We start from the raw sequence: 15,475 nt of genomic DNA, 5'->3' as shown, positions 1-15,475 counted from the left end.
ATGGAGGGGAGTATTTGACTGAGGGGGATAAATCCACTATAAAACTTAAGGTTGCAGAAGCCGATCAACGCGATGTGGGAAAAGGAATTGTCCGGATTGACGAGAAATTCCGGGAGAAACTGGGACTGAAACCTTTTGATGTTGTGGAAATCAGAGGTGGAAAATCAACTTCTGCTCTGATAGGGCGTCCGTATCCCAGTGATTCCGGGCTTGATATTGTCCGCATGGACGGGCTTATCCGTATGAATGCAAAGACCAGCATAGGGGAATATGTGGACATCCGCAAAGCTGATTGGAAAGAAGCAAAGAGTGTGACCCTTGCGCCTGTAGCCAAGGGCATGCAGATCTACGCTCCCAGTGAGACCCTCAAAGCCGTATTCATGAACCGCACGGTTTCAAAAGGGGACTTTATCTCTACCACAAGCCTTCGGAGGTCGCGGGAAAGGGAAACTTTCGGCAAGGGGGTCATGTTCGAGGATTTCTTCCAGGACTTCTTCGGACAGGGTTTTGGGCAATCTTTCGGTCTTGGGGAAATAAAACTTCAGGTTGTATCCACATCTCCGTCCGGGATAGTAAAGATTACGGACATGACGCAGGTGGAACTTCTGCCGGAAGCAACGGAAATAACTCCTGAGCAAAACATTCCAACTGTAATGTACGAAGACCTGGGCGGGCTTAAAGATGCCATTGGCAAGGTCAGGGAAATGATAGAGCTGCCTCTGAAACACCCTGAGCTCTTTGACAGGCTCGGAATCGACGCTCCCAAGGGAGTGCTGCTTCATGGCCCTCCCGGGACGGGCAAAACTATGCTTGCAAAAGCCGTTGCTAATGAATCGGATGCTTATTTCATTTCAATTAACGGCCCCGAGATCATGTCAAAATACTATGGGGAATCCGAGAGGGCAATAAGGGAGATCTTTGAGGACGCAGAAAAGAATGCTCCTGCGATTATCTTCCTGGACGAAATTGATTCTATTGCCCCTAAAAGGGCTGAGGTCACGGGTGAAGTTGAACGGAGGGTGGTCGCCCAGCTTCTTTCCCTTATGGACGGGCTTAAAGCCCGCAAGAATGTGATTGTTATAGGGTCTACCAACCGCCCTGAAGCCATAGATATCGCACTCCGTCGTCCTGGAAGGTTTGACCGGGAGATTGAGCTCAGAGTTCCGGACACGGAAGGCAGGCTTGAGATTTTCCAGATTCATACAAGAGGGATGCCCCTTGCGGACAACGTAAATCTTATGGATTTTGCCCAGATAACCTACGGTTTTGTGGGGGCAGACATTGCTGCACTGTGCCGGGAAGCAGCCATGAGTGCTCTGAGGCGTATTTTGCCGAAAATCAACCTCAACGAGCCTGAAATCCCGGGTGAGATACTCGATTCCCTTCAGGTCACAAGGGAAGACTTTGAAAATGCCCTGAAAGATGTCCAGCCGTCTGCCATACGAGAGATCCTGATAGAGGTCCCCAATATTGGCTGGGATGACGTGGGAGGGCTTGGAGGGGTAAAAGAGCTCCTGAAAGAGGCTGTGGAATGGCCGTTGAAGAGTCCAGAGTCTTACAGGAATATAGGGGTTGAAGCTCCTAAAGGCGTGCTCTTATACGGCCCTCCGGGTACCGGGAAAACCCTCCTTGCAAAAGCTATTGCCCACGAGTCCGATGCTAACTTCATCACAGCCAAAGGAAGTGATCTCCTTTCCAAATGGTACGGTGAGTCTGAAAAAAGGATTGCAGAGGTATTTACGCGCGCAAGACAGGTCGCTCCGTCTATAATTTTCCTTGATGAACTCGATTCCCTTGCGCCGGTCCGCGGGGCTTCCACAGGTGAGCCTCAGGTCACAGCAAGAATCCTTAACCAGCTCCTCTCGGAAATGGACGGGCTTGAAGAGCTCAGGGCTGTTGTGGTAATCGGGGCAACCAACCGTCCTGATATGATAGACCCTGCCCTTCTCAGGCCTGGGCGTTTTGATGAGCTGATCCTTGTTCCTGTACCTGATGAGGGGGCACGCAGGGAGATTTTCAGGGTACATACCGAGAATATGGCTCTTGCAGAAGACGTTGATATTGAAAAACTTGTTTCTCTTACAGACCAGTATACGGGTGCGGATATTGCAGCTGTATGCAAAAAAGCGGGACGGTATGCTCTGCGTGAAGATCTGCATGCAAAAAACGTCAGACAAAAACACTTCCTTCAGGCAATTGAAGAGACAGGGCCTTCGGTCACCCCGGACACAATGAAATATTACCAGGCAATAAGAGGAGAGCTGAGAAAAAGAAAATCGAAGGAAATAGAGAGCCCTTACTATATCTGAGTACAGATAATGGGTTATACCTGCATTCATATTGCAGATCGTACACGAATTCGTATGGCAGGTTATACCTGCATTCATATTGCAGATTGTACCTGAATTCTTATGGCAGGTTATATCTGAATTTGTATGGCAGGTTTTGTCTGAATTCATATTGCCGATTGTATCTGAATACGGGTGAAAAGGCTCAAGGGGAAAATTCTGTTTTTATTTCCTTCTTTGAATTTTTTGTTATTTTCCTGTCTCTGCCTGCTCATCGGTTTATTTTGTTTGACTTTAGTTACTTCTATTGTCCCTTCATGTTTATATGTATATATGTATGTATAAATATATATTTATATTTATGTTTCTATTTAGATTTATATTTCAACTCTCTATTTTTTATCTTCAATAAAGATTTTTTATCCTCCAGGCTCTTTTTTATCTATGCGCCATAAATTCTCTAATAATGTCTTCATGCTATTTTTGTTAAAACATGGTTAATTTTTTAATTAAATTTATTATTGACAACCTGTTACAGATAGTAATTCCGGATCTGAATTAAGGGCATGCGGAAGCAATTTATATATAAACTTTTAAAATTATGTTAACCAATGGCATTAAATATAATAATTACTATCGGTAATATATATGCTGCTTCCAACACCCGAAGATCTTAAAAAAAGAAGAAATGAACTCGGGCTTACCCAGAGCGATCTGGCTAAAAGAGCAGGTGTAAGCCAGCCACTTATAGCCCGCATAGAATCTGGAGACGTAGACCCGAGACTCTCAACGGTCAGGAAAATTCTTGATGCTTTTGAGGAAGCTGAAAAGGAAAGGCAGATTCTTATAAGGGACCTTATGCACTCCCCGGTTCTTCATGTTTCGCCTGAAGACTCGGTAGAAGAAGTGGTGAACCTTATGCATGTTCATGGTTTTTCGCAGATTCCCGTGCTTGACAGGGGTGTACCTGTTGGCAGTGTTTCTGAAGATATGATTGTAAGGCTGATGGGCGAGAGCAAGAAAAAACCAATCTCTCAGTTGAAAGTTTCAGGGATAATGGGGGAGTCATTCCCTACAGTATCTCCCGGAATATCTATTTCAGTAGTTTCGCATATACTCGAAGGAAATCCTGCTGTACTTGTGGTAGAAAAAGGAACAGTCGTGGGAGTTGTAACAAAACACGACGTGATGAAGCTCCTTCAGGGTCAATGAGTTAATTTCTTTTTCTTTTTTCATGAGTTCAGGAGTTGAGTTTGAGCAGGGAAACACATAAGTTATATACTAGGATTCAATTAAACCTGAATCCTTAGTTTAATTCAGTGCTTGACCTGTCTGAAATGATCAAATTATCATAATATGTGTGGTTCAGAGGTATGAAAGATTTCCAGCCTTTCTAACACACTGGATCTGATGGAAATATTACCCTGAATTATTTCGGGATTGCATGATTGAAAATTACAGGTTCACTAAGTTTTCCCAATAAAAAACAAACAAAATTGTGAGCTAATCTTTGAAAAAGTGTGGAGCATAAAAAATATGGATCTGGAAGATACCCTTCTGATGATGCCTGGTCCCGTATCTGTTGCACCCAGGGTGCTCAGGGCGATGTCAAAACCGATGATCAACCACCGGAGTGCCGAATTTGCCGGAATTTATACTGATTGCAGGGGAATTCTTGCAGATGTTTTCCAGACAAAAAATGACATTTTCTTACTCAGTGGCTCCGGGACTGCAGGAATGGAAGCTGCTGTCGGGTCTGTAGCCGGAAGCGGGGACAAAGTCATTGCCATAGAAAACGGAAAATTCGGAGAGCGCTTTAAAGACCTTGCAGCTCTTTATGCTGAAGTAGTGCCGCTGGAATTTGAATGGGGCCTTCCTGTTGACCTCGAAAAGGTTAAGGAGAAACTCGAAGAAGGGGCAAAAGCCATCACCCTCGTCCACAATGAGACCTCTGCAGGCATTATGAACCCTGCTGCAGAAATTGGTAAACTTGCTAAAAAATACGATGCCCTTTTTATAATGGATGGTGTAACCTCTCTTGGGGGAGATGAAGTCAAAGTCGATGAATGGGGTGTTGACATTGCAATCGTAGGCTCACAGAAATGCTTTGCAGCTCCACCGGGAATGGCAGCCGTTTCAGTAAGCGAAAAAGCCTTTGAGGCTATGAACGGCATGAAGAAGAGGCTCTACTATAATGATCTTAAAGCATATAAAAAGAGCGGGGACAAGCCCAGGCCGGAAACACCTTATACACCTGCGATTCCTCTTTTCTATGCACTTCAGGAAGCTCTTCACATCGTAAAAGAAGAGGGAATGGAAGCCAGAATCAAAAGGCACAGGACCCTTTCCGAAGCTGTAAGGGCAGCAGCTGGTGCATTGAATATAGAGATGTTCCCTCAGCTCAATGAGTACAGCCAGTACTCCAACACAATCACAGCATTGAAATCCCCTGCAGGGATTGACGGAGAAGATATCAAAAATGATATGAAGAAGCGCGGCGTAATCATCGCTGGCGGGCAGGAACGCTTGAAGAGCAAGATTTTCAGGATTGGAAACATGGGTAATGTAACTGCAAGGGACGTTCTATCCACTATCCAGCAGCTGGAAATCGTGCTTCATAAGCACGGTTATATTGACAGCGTGGGAGCAGGTACTGAAGCTGCAACACGCGTTATTGACAGGCTATGAGAGGATTTTAAAAATTCTCCATGCCAGAGTTTATAAACGTTTCAGGAATACCAGAAGAACATATCTTAAATTCCGATCGGATTCACATGCCTACAATAGGGATTGCAGATACAACGTTTGCGCGCTATAATATGGGGCGTGCAGCAATTGACGAGATACAGAAAAATGTATCCGCACAGATTAAAAGAGTAACCGTACCCGGCATAAAGGACCTTCCGGTAGCAGCCAAAAAGCTTATCGAAGAAGAAGGCTGCGACATAGTAATGGCCCTTGGCATGCCTGGCGGCAAAGAAAAAGACAAAATGTGCGCTCATGAAGCTTCTCAGGGTCTTATTATGGCCCAGCTCATGACCAATACCCATATTATTGAGGTCTTTGTCCATGAGGATGAAGGAAAAGATGAGAAAGAACTCGCATTTCTGATGGACAGGCGGACCCGCGAACATGCTTTAAATGTGATAAAACTGCTCTTCAAGCCGGAAAAACTGGTCAGGGAAGCCGGCACCGGTCAAAGACAGGGGTTTGAAGATGCAGGCCCTTTAAGAATGTGATGTGACTTTAGTAACTTTAAATTAAAAACAAGACTGGAGACCTTATTCGATGACTATCAGCCTAGGATTTGTTGTAGCTGAATTTAACAGGGATCTTACCTATCAGATGGAGCTGCTTGGAAGAGAGCATGCAGAGTTCCTTGGGGCAACAGTTAAAGAGACTATTCTCGTGCCCGGGGTCTTTGATATGCCTCTTGCAATCAAAAAGCTCTGCCAGAGGGAAGATATTGATGCAGTGGTTACCATAGGGTCGGTAATCGAAGGCGAAACCGACCATGACCAGGTGGTTATGCAGCATGCCGCAAGAAAGATTATGGATCTTTCCCTTGAGTTCAACAAGCCGGTAACTCTTGGAATCCCCGGCCCGGGTATGACCAGGATGGCCGCACATGAACGTGTCGACTATGCCAAAAGGGCTGTCGAAGCTGCGGTAAAGCTGGTGCGGCGGCTGTGAAATTCTTTAACGTCTGATAAGCTAGCAAAATGTAATAAACCAGGACCATCCCTATGACATCCGCAAGGCTTAAGCGTGTAGAAGAATCCGCAACGATCAGGATCTCCAATATTGCAACCAGAATGATTAAAGAGGGTACAGACGTTATCAACTTTAGCCTTGGCGAACCTGATTTCGATACCCCGAAAAATATCTGCGATGCCGCAGCAAAGGCTATGTATGAGGGAAAAACCCATTATGCCCCTTCTGCAGGCATTCCGGAACTGAGATCTGCTATTGCCGAAAAACTGAGGACTGAGAACCATCTGGATGTGAGTGAAAAAGATGTGCTGGTCACTCCGGGTGCAAAGCAGGGGATTTTCGAAATAATGATGGGTTCCCTCGACGACGGGGATCAGGCCCTCCTCTTTGATCCTGCATGGGTAACTTATGATGCCTGCATCCGTTTTGCAGGGGCAGATACGGTTTGGGTTCCCACAGTTCCTGAGAAAGGTTTCCTGCCTGACAATTTTGCCGAATACATAAATGATAAAACAAAACTCATTGTTGTAAACAGCCCCGGCAACCCGACAGGCGGCGTATTCGGGAAAAAGACCCTTCAGTGCATTGCCGATATAGCAATTGACCATGACCTTCTGGTAGTCTCGGACGAGATCTATGAGAAAATCATCTATGACAGGGAACACATCAGCATCGGCAGCTTCGATGGGATGCAGGAGAGGACCATTACTGTAAACGGTTTTTCCAAAGCATACGCAATGACCGGCTGGAGGCTCGGATACCTGACAGCCCCTCCTGAGATTTTCAAGCTACTGCAGAAGATCCAGTCGCACTCCGTAAGCAGCGCTACCACCTTTGTCCAGTACGGCGGGCTTGAAGCCCTTCAGGGACCTCAGGAAGGGGTCAAGGCAATGGTAGACCGCTTTAAAATGCGCAGGGACATCCTTATTGACGGGCTGAATAAAATGGGGCTGGAATGCAAGAAGCCGGATGGTGCTTTTTACGCCTTTGCCAATGTAAGCGATTATGGAAACGGGACTGAAGTTGCTGAAAAGCTCCTGAAAGAAGCTCATGTGGCAGTAACTCCCGGAATCGCTTTCGGGTCTTCGGGCGAGGACTTTATCCGGATTTCCTATGCAACGTCCATTGATAGAATTCGTGAAGCCCTTGACAGGCTTGAAAAAGTGTTTGCATAAAACAGCAGGCGGTATGGGTAAGTTTACCCGTACCGTTTAAGGACTTCTTTTATAATTGTGCCGGTACTGCAAAGGGGGCATTCTTTTGAAAGCGGGATCCTTACTACTTTTGCAGGAAGCCCTCTTTTTGTAAGTTCTTTTTCCAGAATCTCTGTGTCAAAACGCTGGTCATAGCCCAGAGCAATGATGTCCGGTTTGATCTCCCTGAGAGGTTCGAACATGTCCTTTTCACTGCCAAGAATGGCTTTATTTACCGCTTTGAGTGCATCTACCATCTCAAGCCGCTGTTCCTCGGGAATCACTGGTTTCGGCTTATGGGTCACATTGGAATCCCTGGCAATAATGACAAAGAGCTCGTCTCCGAGAGCCTTCGCCTGGGCGAGGAAATAAACATGTCCCGGATGGAGAATATCAAAAGTTCCGGTAGCCAATACACGCGTCAATAAATCACCTGGACTCGGGTAATATCCTGCAAGCATAAGAAACTTACTGAAAATAACTTCATTTCCCTGCAGGTAAGAATTCCATGTTATACAGCTTGTAGATAATGTGAACAGTCATTGATTTTTCCGAAAATAACCTTAGACCTGATGAACCTCTGATTACCGCAAGTAATATATATTGTTTGTAAATATGACTAATAATTATTAAATGGAAACCTGACAGCAATAGCCTGAAGCCAGATAATGCAATGTCGGAATTTCCGGGTTATTATAGAGCTGGTTGTTACCCCCGGGATTATCACAAGTAATATATAATTCTGGCAAAAATTACCATCTAGATAAGTTTATAGCAAGAGGAAACCCGTATGGTAAAAAAATCAATTCATGAGATTAATAAAAAAATTGAAGATGGGAGCGTCAATGTAGTCACAGCCGAAGAAATGGTTGGAATTGTTGAAGACCTCGGCGTGGAAAGTGCTGCGAAAGAAGTGGATGTGGTGACAACAGGCACTTTCGGAGCCATGTGCTCATCAGGTTTGATGCTCAATCTGGGTCATTCAGAACCCCCGATTAAAATTCAGAAATTATGGTTCAATAATGTTGAGGCGTACAGCGGGATTGCTGCTGTTGATGCTTACCTCGGAGCTGCCCAGATCTCGGACACACGCGGGATTCAGTATGGAGGAGCACACGTTATTGAAGACCTTCTCAGGGGAAAAGAAATCAATGTTCATGCAACTTCCTACGGGACAGACTGCTACCCGAGAAAAGTGCTTGATACGGCGATCACCCTTGAAGACTTAAACGAAGCCGTTCTTCTCAACCCCAGGAACGCATACCAGAAATACAACGCTGCAACAAACAGTTCTAAAAGGATCCTGAATACTTATATGGGTGAGCTTCTGCCCAACTTCGGAAACGTCACTTATTCCGGAGCAGGAGTGCTTTCTCCCCTGTCAAACGACCCGGGATATGAAACTATAGGAACAGGCACAAGGATTTTTCTTGGAGGTGCGCAGGGTTATGTCATAGGCAACGGGACTCAGCATTCCCCATCCGGAAGTTTTGGAACCCTCATGCTTAAAGGGAACCTTAAGGAAATGAGCCCTGATTATTTAAGAGCCGCCTCTTTTGCAGGTTACGGGACAACCCTTTACATGGGAATCGGGATTCCTATTCCTATCCTGAATGAAAAGCTTGCAGCTGCAACTGCAGTACGTGACGAGGACATCACCACCAGTGTGCTTGACTATGCTATCGGAAGCAGGGACAAGCCTGTGGTCAGGCAGGTAAATTATGCCGAACTCAGATCTGGATCTGTGCAGATTGAAGGAAAGGATGTTCCAACATCTTCCCTTTCAAGCTTCAAGAACGCCAGAAAGATTGCAAATGAGCTGAAGGAATGGGTAAAACACGGAAAGTTCTTTGTCAGCATGCCTGTGGAAAAGCTTTGCAGTGAAGGCTCGGCAAAGCCCATGAAGCAGACTCAGGCAGTGCCTCTTGTAAAAGACGTTATGTCCGATTTCATCGTCACTATCAAAAAGGATCAGACTGTCCAGGACGCTGCAAAGAAAATCTGGGAGAACTCTTTCAACCACCTTGCAGTAGTTTCGGATACCGGTGAACTTGTAGGGATCCTCACAGCCTGGGATATCTCAAAGGCAGTCGCGGAAAACATTTTCGATTCCGTAGAAAGCGTTATGACGAAAAAGGTCCTTACCTGCGCCCCTAACGAACCTGTGGACCTTGCAGCCCGCAGGCTTGACCGCTACGGAGTTTCAGCAATGCCGGTGATTGATGCGCAGAAGAAAGTACTCGGGATTATCACAAGCGACAATATAAGCAAGCTCTTTGCAAGGAGGTACTGAGCATGAAAATAAAGATCTGCATCCCTACTGAAAGGATACATAACCCAATTATCTCCGAGTCCATCATAGAAACAGGGATCCTGCTTAATATTATGGTCGCAAACATTGACTCAACTTACGGAGAACTCATTGCAGACGTTAAAGATTCCAGGTTCGATAAAATTAAAAATGCTCTCGAGTCGAGAGGGGCAATCGTTGCAATTCTTGACCGGCCCATCCACAGGGACGAGGAAGAATGTGTTGAATGCGGAGCCTGCATTTCTGTCTGCCCTATGAATGTTTATGCCTTTGATGAGGACTGGAGCCTCTGCGTGGACGAAAAGAAATGTATCCAGTGCGGCATGTGCATCAAGATGTGCCCGCACGGGGCTTTAAAGCTGGGAGAATGAAAAACTGAGCCCCAGTTTTTTCATTTCTCTCCTTTTCATTTTTTATTTCCCGTTTATGTCCTTTTTTCTTTTTCTCCTTGTAGTTTCTTTTATTTCCCTCTTTGTGCCTCTTTTTTCCTTTCTCTTTTTTTTCAGCTTTCTATCCAGTTCATAAAATTCAGATAAGGGTATATGAGTGTATACCAATTTCTATTTCGAAACTCCCATTATTTATAGATTGAAACAAATAATTATAATGTACAGTAAGATGATAACGTAGGATGATAACAGGATAAAGTCATCTCTGCCAGAAGTGTGTGCGGTCTGAAGCATCTTCTTCCAGAACTGCATTTTAAAACTTATCAGCGACCTCCTTAAAAACAGGTTTTTTCTCTATATTTTTTTCATTATGGGAGATAAAAAGTGGAGGTAATTTTCACGAAGAAAACGAATTTGTGAAATGGCTTTGAAATCCTTGAAAGGGGGAATAATAATATGAAAATCCTCGTGCTTTATTCAGGCGAACTGGGAAAAAAAGTTATCCAGAATCTGGTGAACTCATCAAGTTTCTGTGTGTCCTGTGGTGAGCTCTGCAACCACTGTCGTCAGGCAAGGAAATCTTATGCGAACCTGATCGTAGGAATCCATGAGTTTGCAGATGACCTTCCGGCATTTATTGAAGAGCCTGCCCAGTATATGCCTCCGAATCTTCCTGAATGTGATCTGATCCTTGCAATAGGCATACACCCCGACCTGTTTGCAGCCATTCCCGAAGTTGTGCAGAAAACGGGGGCAAAAGCCGTAATTGCACCGTCCGAGGACTCAAAGAAGACTCCTGCCGGCGTCCTTGAGCAGCTCAGAAAAGAACTCGAAGCCATGGGTATCGAATTTGAGGCTCCAAAACCTTTCTGTGCTCTTGATAAGACCGGAAAGCCGGTAATAGACTCTTTCGTGGACCTCGGTTTCGGAAGGCCTGTACTGAGGATAGAGATGAGCCCTGACGGAAAAATGTTCATAGGAGCGGGTGTACTCAGGGACGCACCCTGCGGCTCAACCTGGTTTGTCGCAAAAAAACTCGGCTGGACCGATGTTTCGGGATATAAAGAAACCATCTCAGGCGCCCACCATTCTTACCCCTGCACAGCAAGCATGGACAAAGATCCCCAGATCGGAGATACCATCCTGCACAAAGCCGGATATATCATCAGGGAGGCTGTGGAAGAAGGCATGGAATGCGCAAAAAAGGAGAAAGAAAAGTTTTCGACAGCCTGCAGTGATGAAGCCCAGGCTCTGGCTTTTGAAAATTAAACCGGAAACGATGAAGGCACTCCTTCCCGTGCCTTCCCTTCTTTTACCTGGCAAAAAGCTTCCGGCGAATTAAATAAACATTCACCTGAGTTCTGTATAAAACGTTCACGTGCGTCAGGTATAAACGTTCACGTTCGAGACGCCTTTTTCATTTTTCTCCTGGGAATTAATTTCTTCGCAGGGCTGTACCACCACAAACCCTTCTCCTCTGAAGACCATCTGGGCGGATTCCCCTGTGCTTCTTCCTACAATAGTTTTCAGGGAGATATCGCTTTTTATTTCCGGCTCCATGTTCCCTGTCCAGGCAACTGTGGCGCCAGGGTCGGTGAATAGAGGGCGCTCTCCGGTCACTCTGAAGACCAGGGGCTCATTGTGAGTGCTAATGGCGAATACGCCGGTTCCCTCAAGTTTTACATTGTAAATCTCTTTTTCCGTTATCCCTGAAAGCTTTCTAATCATCCTGATGTCCCAGCTAATGGAGTCTTCAATGGTGAGGATATCATTGAAGTTTACGCAGATCGAGTTATTTTCAAGTTTCAGAATTGAGACTTTCTTTCCTCTATCTGCAAGGAAAAGCTTTCCCACCCCTTCGGCTTTTATAAAACTGACACCTTCTCCTGCAAGGGATATCTTTACCTTTCTGCTAATCCCGTGTTCGAGAGCTTCTTCCCGTGTAAACTTTATGTTTCCGGTATATGCCACCATGGATCCTATCCTGGTCCATACCGCACCTCTAAGATTCGCTCGCAGCAGATGGTCCCGTTCAAGTTCAAAATTTTCCTGCCCAGGGGCTCTTTCTCCCATACTTTTGATAAAATCTTCCAATAAGTAGCAGCCCATCTTTTTACCTCTGGGTATATTTTTATTTTTTTATTATTGTCTAAGTGTTTAATAGTTTCCAATAAATATAAATAAGTATTCCTGTGTTTTTTAATCTCAGGCAACCTTAGCAATTTAAGCAAGCTTCCTGTTATTTATATAATGCAAAACAATTGTATAATGTAAGATCTGGTTTTCCAGTTTTAGTTTCAGGAGGCAAACCATGAAACCAAAGATCGACTCCACAAGTTTTGGTTCAATTACTGTAGAAGGAGAGGCTTTTGATTATGATATTATTATCCGGCTTGACGGCAGGGTAGAAAAAAGGGAAAAAATGCTTTCGAAAGAAAAGTATGGGACTTCCCATAAGGTCTCTCTTGAAGAAGCCGAACATATTTACGAAGAAGGCACGGAGAAAATCATCATAGGAACCGGGCAGACGGGTTTTGTGGAACTTTCTGAAGAAGCTGAAGATTTTTTCAGAGGAAAAAGATGCGGGATAGAGCTTTTTCCAACTCCCTGGGCGATTGAACGCTGGAATGAAATCGAAGGCAGGGTTTCTGCAATGTTTCATATAACCTGCTGAAACAGCTCTGCTTTCAGTTTCTCACATTTGTATTTTCAATTTTTTTCGATTTTTCCAATTCCTTCTAATTTTTCAATTCTTTCTAATTTTTCAATTCTTTCTAATTTTTCAATTCTTTCTAATTTTTCAATTCTTTCTAATTTTTCGATTCTTCCTAATTTTTTCTAATTTTATTCGTATGCTCTTATGCCGGAGTTTGCTGTTTGAATTTCCATAATCTCTTTTCTTGTTTCCTTTGATTCTTTTATATAAATGTCCATCTGCGGGAAGGGTATTTCAATTCCTTCTCTTCTGTAAGCCTCAAAAATTCCGGCAGTAAGATAATTCTTTACCGCCATAAGATCCCCGGTCTTTGCCCATGCCCTGAGCTGCAGATTTACGGAAGAATTCGCAAGCTCTGTAGTAACCACTGAGGGTTCCGGGTCCTGAAGTACAGGGGGGTAACCTTTCATAAGGTCCAGGGCTATTTTGACAGCTTTTTCAAGGTCTGAATTATAGCTGATTCCCACATCCACTGAAGCTCTTCTTGTAGGCATACGGGTCATGTTGACAATTGAACTCCCCCAGACAAGCTTATTCGGGATTGTTATAAGCTGGTTGTCAGGCGTCAGGAGTTCAGTTGACATAATTCCTACGGATTTTACTTTTCCCGTCTGCCCGTTTACAGTTACCATTTCTCCGGTGTCAACGGGTCTGATCGCAGCAACCCATACCCCGGCTGCTATGTTTGTAAAGGTGTCCTGCATACCAAGCCCAAGGACCAGACCTATAACCGCAGAAAGCCCTACCACGTAACTGTCCACATCAAAACCCAGGCTCTTTAAAAATATCAGGACAACCACAACACACAGAAGGATTTTCAGAAAATGCCCAAGAAACTGCGTGGTAAGGGCAGGCAGTTTTGTTTTTTCGATCCCTCTCCTGAAAATACGCACAAGAAGTTTTACCAGAACAAGCCCGGCAACCAGTAATGCCAGTGAAAAGATCACTCTGGACACTGTTATATCAGTATACGGAATCACATGTTCTATAATTCCACTGCTTATTACGCCGTCCATTTTTTATCTCCTTTTTATTTCACAGATCTTTTATCCCAAATCAGAAAAGTTGGAAACGTTTTTATCTTACATCCAGTGATTCCTGACCTTAATCAGCGGAGAAGTATGGGCAGGACTGGATAGAGCAAACTTTAACATATACAGGGACTAAAGAAATATACCTTGAATAATTGCTTATGCCCTGAATTATTATCTGTACCCCAATTTACTGCAGGATTGCTGACTTACTAAATCCTCAGCTTTCTAAAATTATTTGTTATTTCAGGTATTAAATCTTACTGAATCACAAATATTATAAAGTTTTCTGCCTTTAAATTTATTAACCTGTATCTATCTTATCAAATTCCGGGAAGGCCTATATTGAAATGGATTAAAAAGCTCTTCGGAAAGCAGGAAAGCTCACACGAGAAGAATGCTTCTATCGAGATCGGTTTTGATGAACTGCCTGCATGGCTTGAGGAAAGCTCTCAAAAAATATCTTCAGAAATAAAGGGGGATGTCTCAGGGCTTTTTAAAGAGCTTGAGGCTGCGATTTCCGAGCTCAGGGAAAGCAATGACAATCTTCTGGAGGCAAAAGTTGAGGGAAATTTCGACATAAGAGCTGTTAAGCGGGCGAAGAGTAACCGTGAAAACGTAACAAAACAGGTAGGAGTATTTATAGATAAGCTTGGGATTCCGGAAAACACGGATTTTAAATCCCTTAAAGCGTTTCATGAATCAGCCATGCAGAGCCTGAACACCTGCCTTGAACATATGAACAGGAGCTTCCGGTATACCAGGCCTGTCTTTCCTCAGGAGTCAAAGGACGTTACTGACAGCCTCGGCAGGCTTGGCAAGGTCCTTAATGAGCTCAGGGAAACAATCCAGGGTCACAGGCGTGAAATGGAATCTATTGAAGAAGCTTCTAAAGGCATAAAAGAGGTCAGAGAAACCTGTTCTTTAATAAAAGCTGAAGAGGGCGAACTCGAAGCTAAAAACCGGAAACTCCAGGCTCTGAAAGATGAAATAGCCAGCAACAGTCGGGCTCTCGAAGAGCTTAAACAGGGAAAAGCCTGGCAAAAACTGCAAAGACTTCAGGAAGAGTCAACTCTTGCCGAAGGCAGGCTCAAAAAAGCCGAAGCAGGCCTGAACTCCCTGATTCTGCCTTTTTCAGGTAACCTCTCAAGAATAAAGAAACTCCATGAAAGCGGCAAATATACACTGAAGCCTGAGGTAAAGAAACAGCTCGATATCTGCCTTGAAAACCCTGTAAACCTTGAACCTTCCTTTTTCCCGGAGCTCCAGAAAGTTTTCGAGGACCATGCTCTTGATATACAGGCTCAGAAAAAAGAGAAAGCTCTGGCACAGGTCAGGTCCGCAGCCTCGGGTTTTGAAGAGAAGAAAAAAGAGTATATTGAAGCCCGGAAGGCGTTTGACTCCAGAAAATCAGAACTTGCAAGCTCGGATACCGGAGAACTTGCCTCGCTCGAACATAAGGAAGCAGAACTTCTTTCGAGAACCCTCCTGCTTGAAGAAGAGACCGAAAGTTCCGAAAAGAAACTGGCTGCCTTAAGAGACGATCTCAAAACCAGAGAAGAAAAACTTCAAGCCAGTGTTGCTGCAATTGATAGCGGCGTCAAGATAGGATTCCCATCCTGACTTAATTCTGGTTTTTTCTCTTTTCCGGGAAGGCCGCCTCCGGTGTCGAGCGCGCAGGAATGGTTCATTATCGCGTATAAGGTCACACCGGTCAGAATTTTTATAATTTTTCTTTTTTTAGCCCGTTTAATTGAGTTCACCCTTCAGGTTGATCTTAACAGTTTATTTTATCTGTATATCTTATGAATTTATAATTCATCAGCTCTTTAA

At 44.4% G+C, this 15,475-nt stretch carries 14 protein-coding genes; 11 read left to right on the top strand and 3 right to left on the bottom strand.

Annotated features, from left to right (window positions below; translation table 11 throughout):
* The first annotated feature begins 14 nt into the window (after positions 1-14).
* The 6 genes from M886_RS15890 to M886_RS15865 all read left to right on the top strand — a co-directional run bounded on the left by M886_RS15890 (position 15) and on the right by M886_RS15865 (position 7,177).
* Complete coding sequence (locus M886_RS15890) at positions 15-2,309, top strand: CDC48 family AAA ATPase (RefSeq protein ID WP_015410969.1); 2,295 nt, start codon at positions 15-17, stop codon at positions 2,307-2,309.
* Positions 2,310-2,936: 627 nt separating this feature from the next.
* On the top strand, positions 2,937-3,500 hold the full coding sequence (locus M886_RS15885; protein ID WP_015410968.1) for a helix-turn-helix domain-containing protein: 564 nt from the start codon (positions 2,937-2,939) through the stop codon (positions 3,498-3,500).
* A gap of 324 nt (positions 3,501-3,824) precedes the next feature.
* Positions 3,825-4,976 (top strand): pyridoxal-phosphate-dependent aminotransferase family protein, encoded by a 1,152-nt coding sequence (locus M886_RS15880; RefSeq protein ID WP_048051486.1) that lies wholly within the window; start codon positions 3,825-3,827, stop codon positions 4,974-4,976.
* Positions 4,977-5,062: 86 nt separating this feature from the next.
* Positions 5,063-5,527: a riboflavin synthase gene (ribC, locus tag M886_RS15875; RefSeq protein WP_011032199.1), complete on the top strand. Its 465-nt coding sequence runs from the start codon at positions 5,063-5,065 to the stop codon at positions 5,525-5,527.
* Positions 5,528-5,576: 49 nt separating this feature from the next.
* Positions 5,577-5,981, top strand: a complete 405-nt coding sequence (gene ribH, locus M886_RS15870) for a 6,7-dimethyl-8-ribityllumazine synthase (RefSeq protein WP_011032198.1) — start codon at positions 5,577-5,579, stop codon at positions 5,979-5,981.
* Between the two features lie 53 nt (positions 5,982-6,034).
* Entirely contained in the window at positions 6,035-7,177 is a 1,143-nt protein-coding gene (locus tag M886_RS15865) for a pyridoxal phosphate-dependent aminotransferase (RefSeq protein ID WP_011032197.1), read from the top strand.
* Positions 7,178-7,200: 23 nt separating this feature from the next.
* Here the strand turns inward: M886_RS15865 and M886_RS15860 are convergent, their stop codons facing one another.
* Positions 7,201-7,656, bottom strand: coding sequence for an adenylyltransferase/cytidyltransferase family protein (locus M886_RS15860; RefSeq protein WP_011032196.1), 456 nt, complete (start codon positions 7,654-7,656; stop codon positions 7,201-7,203).
* A 329-nt stretch (positions 7,657-7,985) separates the two neighbouring features.
* Between M886_RS15860 and M886_RS15855 the strand changes: the two genes are divergently transcribed.
* The 3 genes from M886_RS15855 (at position 7,986) to M886_RS15845 (ending at position 11,164) form a co-directional block, all read left to right on the top strand.
* The gene (locus M886_RS15855) at positions 7,986-9,488 is read left to right on the top strand and encodes an L-aspartate semialdehyde sulfurtransferase (protein ID WP_011032195.1); all 1,503 of its coding nucleotides are present in this window, start codon (positions 7,986-7,988) and stop codon (positions 9,486-9,488) included.
* Between the two features lie 2 nt (positions 9,489-9,490).
* Positions 9,491-9,877 carry a 4Fe-4S binding protein gene (locus M886_RS15850; protein WP_011032194.1) on the top strand — a complete coding sequence of 129 codons (387 nt, stop codon included), beginning with the start codon at positions 9,491-9,493 and terminating at the stop codon, positions 9,875-9,877.
* A gap of 474 nt (positions 9,878-10,351) precedes the next feature.
* Positions 10,352-11,164, top strand: coding sequence for a DUF166 domain-containing protein (locus M886_RS15845; protein ID WP_011032193.1), 813 nt, complete (start codon positions 10,352-10,354; stop codon positions 11,162-11,164).
* 114 nt (positions 11,165-11,278) lie between these two features.
* On the opposite strand, the gene M886_RS15840 is transcribed toward M886_RS15845, so the two are convergent.
* Complete coding sequence (locus tag M886_RS15840; protein WP_048051485.1) at positions 11,279-12,004, bottom strand: AIM24 family protein; 726 nt, start codon at positions 12,002-12,004, stop codon at positions 11,279-11,281.
* A 202-nt stretch (positions 12,005-12,206) separates the two neighbouring features.
* Here M886_RS15840 and M886_RS15835 point away from each other — a divergent pair, with 202 nt between their 5' ends.
* A complete protein-coding gene (locus M886_RS15835; RefSeq protein ID WP_015410962.1) occupies positions 12,207-12,569 on the top strand; it encodes an Mth938-like domain-containing protein in 363 nt (120 codons plus the stop codon).
* Between the two features lie 170 nt (positions 12,570-12,739).
* Here the strand turns inward: M886_RS15835 and M886_RS15830 are convergent, their stop codons facing one another.
* Entirely contained in the window at positions 12,740-13,627 is an 888-nt protein-coding gene (locus M886_RS15830; protein ID WP_048048634.1) for a mechanosensitive ion channel family protein, read from the bottom strand.
* A gap of 360 nt (positions 13,628-13,987) precedes the next feature.
* On the opposite strand from M886_RS15830, the gene M886_RS15825 reads away from it, so the two are divergent.
* A complete protein-coding gene (locus M886_RS15825) occupies positions 13,988-15,265 on the top strand; it encodes a hypothetical protein (RefSeq protein WP_011032189.1) in 1,278 nt (425 codons plus the stop codon).
* Positions 15,266-15,475 lie beyond the last annotated feature (210 nt).

Source organism: Methanosarcina soligelidi, from assembly GCF_000744315.1.
Lineage (GTDB): Archaea > Halobacteriota > Methanosarcinia > Methanosarcinales > Methanosarcinaceae > Methanosarcina > Methanosarcina mazei.
Note: the sequence above shows the minus strand (reverse complement) of the source record. Positions and strands in the feature narration are given on the sequence as shown.

Excerpts from the sequence above, each read along its gene's own strand:
- M886_RS15830 (WP_048048634.1), bottom strand. The coding sequence starts at position 13,627 with ATGGACGGCGTAATAAGCAGTGGAATTATAGAACATGTGATTCCGTAT.
- M886_RS15860 (WP_011032196.1), bottom strand. The coding sequence starts at position 7,656 with ATGCTTGCAGGATATTACCCGAGTCCAGGTGATTTATTGACGCGTGTA.
- M886_RS15880 (WP_048051486.1), top strand. The coding sequence starts at position 3,825 with ATGGATCTGGAAGATACCCTTCTGATGATGCCTGGTCCCGTATCTGTT.
- M886_RS15840 (WP_048051485.1), bottom strand. The coding sequence starts at position 12,004 with ATGGGCTGCTACTTATTGGAAGATTTTATCAAAAGTATGGGAGAAAGA.
- ribH (WP_011032198.1), top strand. The coding sequence starts at position 5,577 with ATGACTATCAGCCTAGGATTTGTTGTAGCTGAATTTAACAGGGATCTT.
- M886_RS15850 (WP_011032194.1), top strand. The coding sequence starts at position 9,491 with ATGAAAATAAAGATCTGCATCCCTACTGAAAGGATACATAACCCAATT.
- M886_RS15865 (WP_011032197.1), top strand. The coding sequence starts at position 6,035 with ATGACATCCGCAAGGCTTAAGCGTGTAGAAGAATCCGCAACGATCAGG.
- ribC (WP_011032199.1), top strand. The coding sequence starts at position 5,063 with ATGCCTACAATAGGGATTGCAGATACAACGTTTGCGCGCTATAATATG.
- M886_RS15855 (WP_011032195.1), top strand. The coding sequence starts at position 7,986 with ATGGTAAAAAAATCAATTCATGAGATTAATAAAAAAATTGAAGATGGG.
- M886_RS15835 (WP_015410962.1), top strand. The coding sequence starts at position 12,207 with ATGAAACCAAAGATCGACTCCACAAGTTTTGGTTCAATTACTGTAGAA.
- M886_RS15845 (WP_011032193.1), top strand. The coding sequence starts at position 10,352 with ATGAAAATCCTCGTGCTTTATTCAGGCGAACTGGGAAAAAAAGTTATC.
- M886_RS15885 (WP_015410968.1), top strand. The coding sequence starts at position 2,937 with ATGCTGCTTCCAACACCCGAAGATCTTAAAAAAAGAAGAAATGAACTC.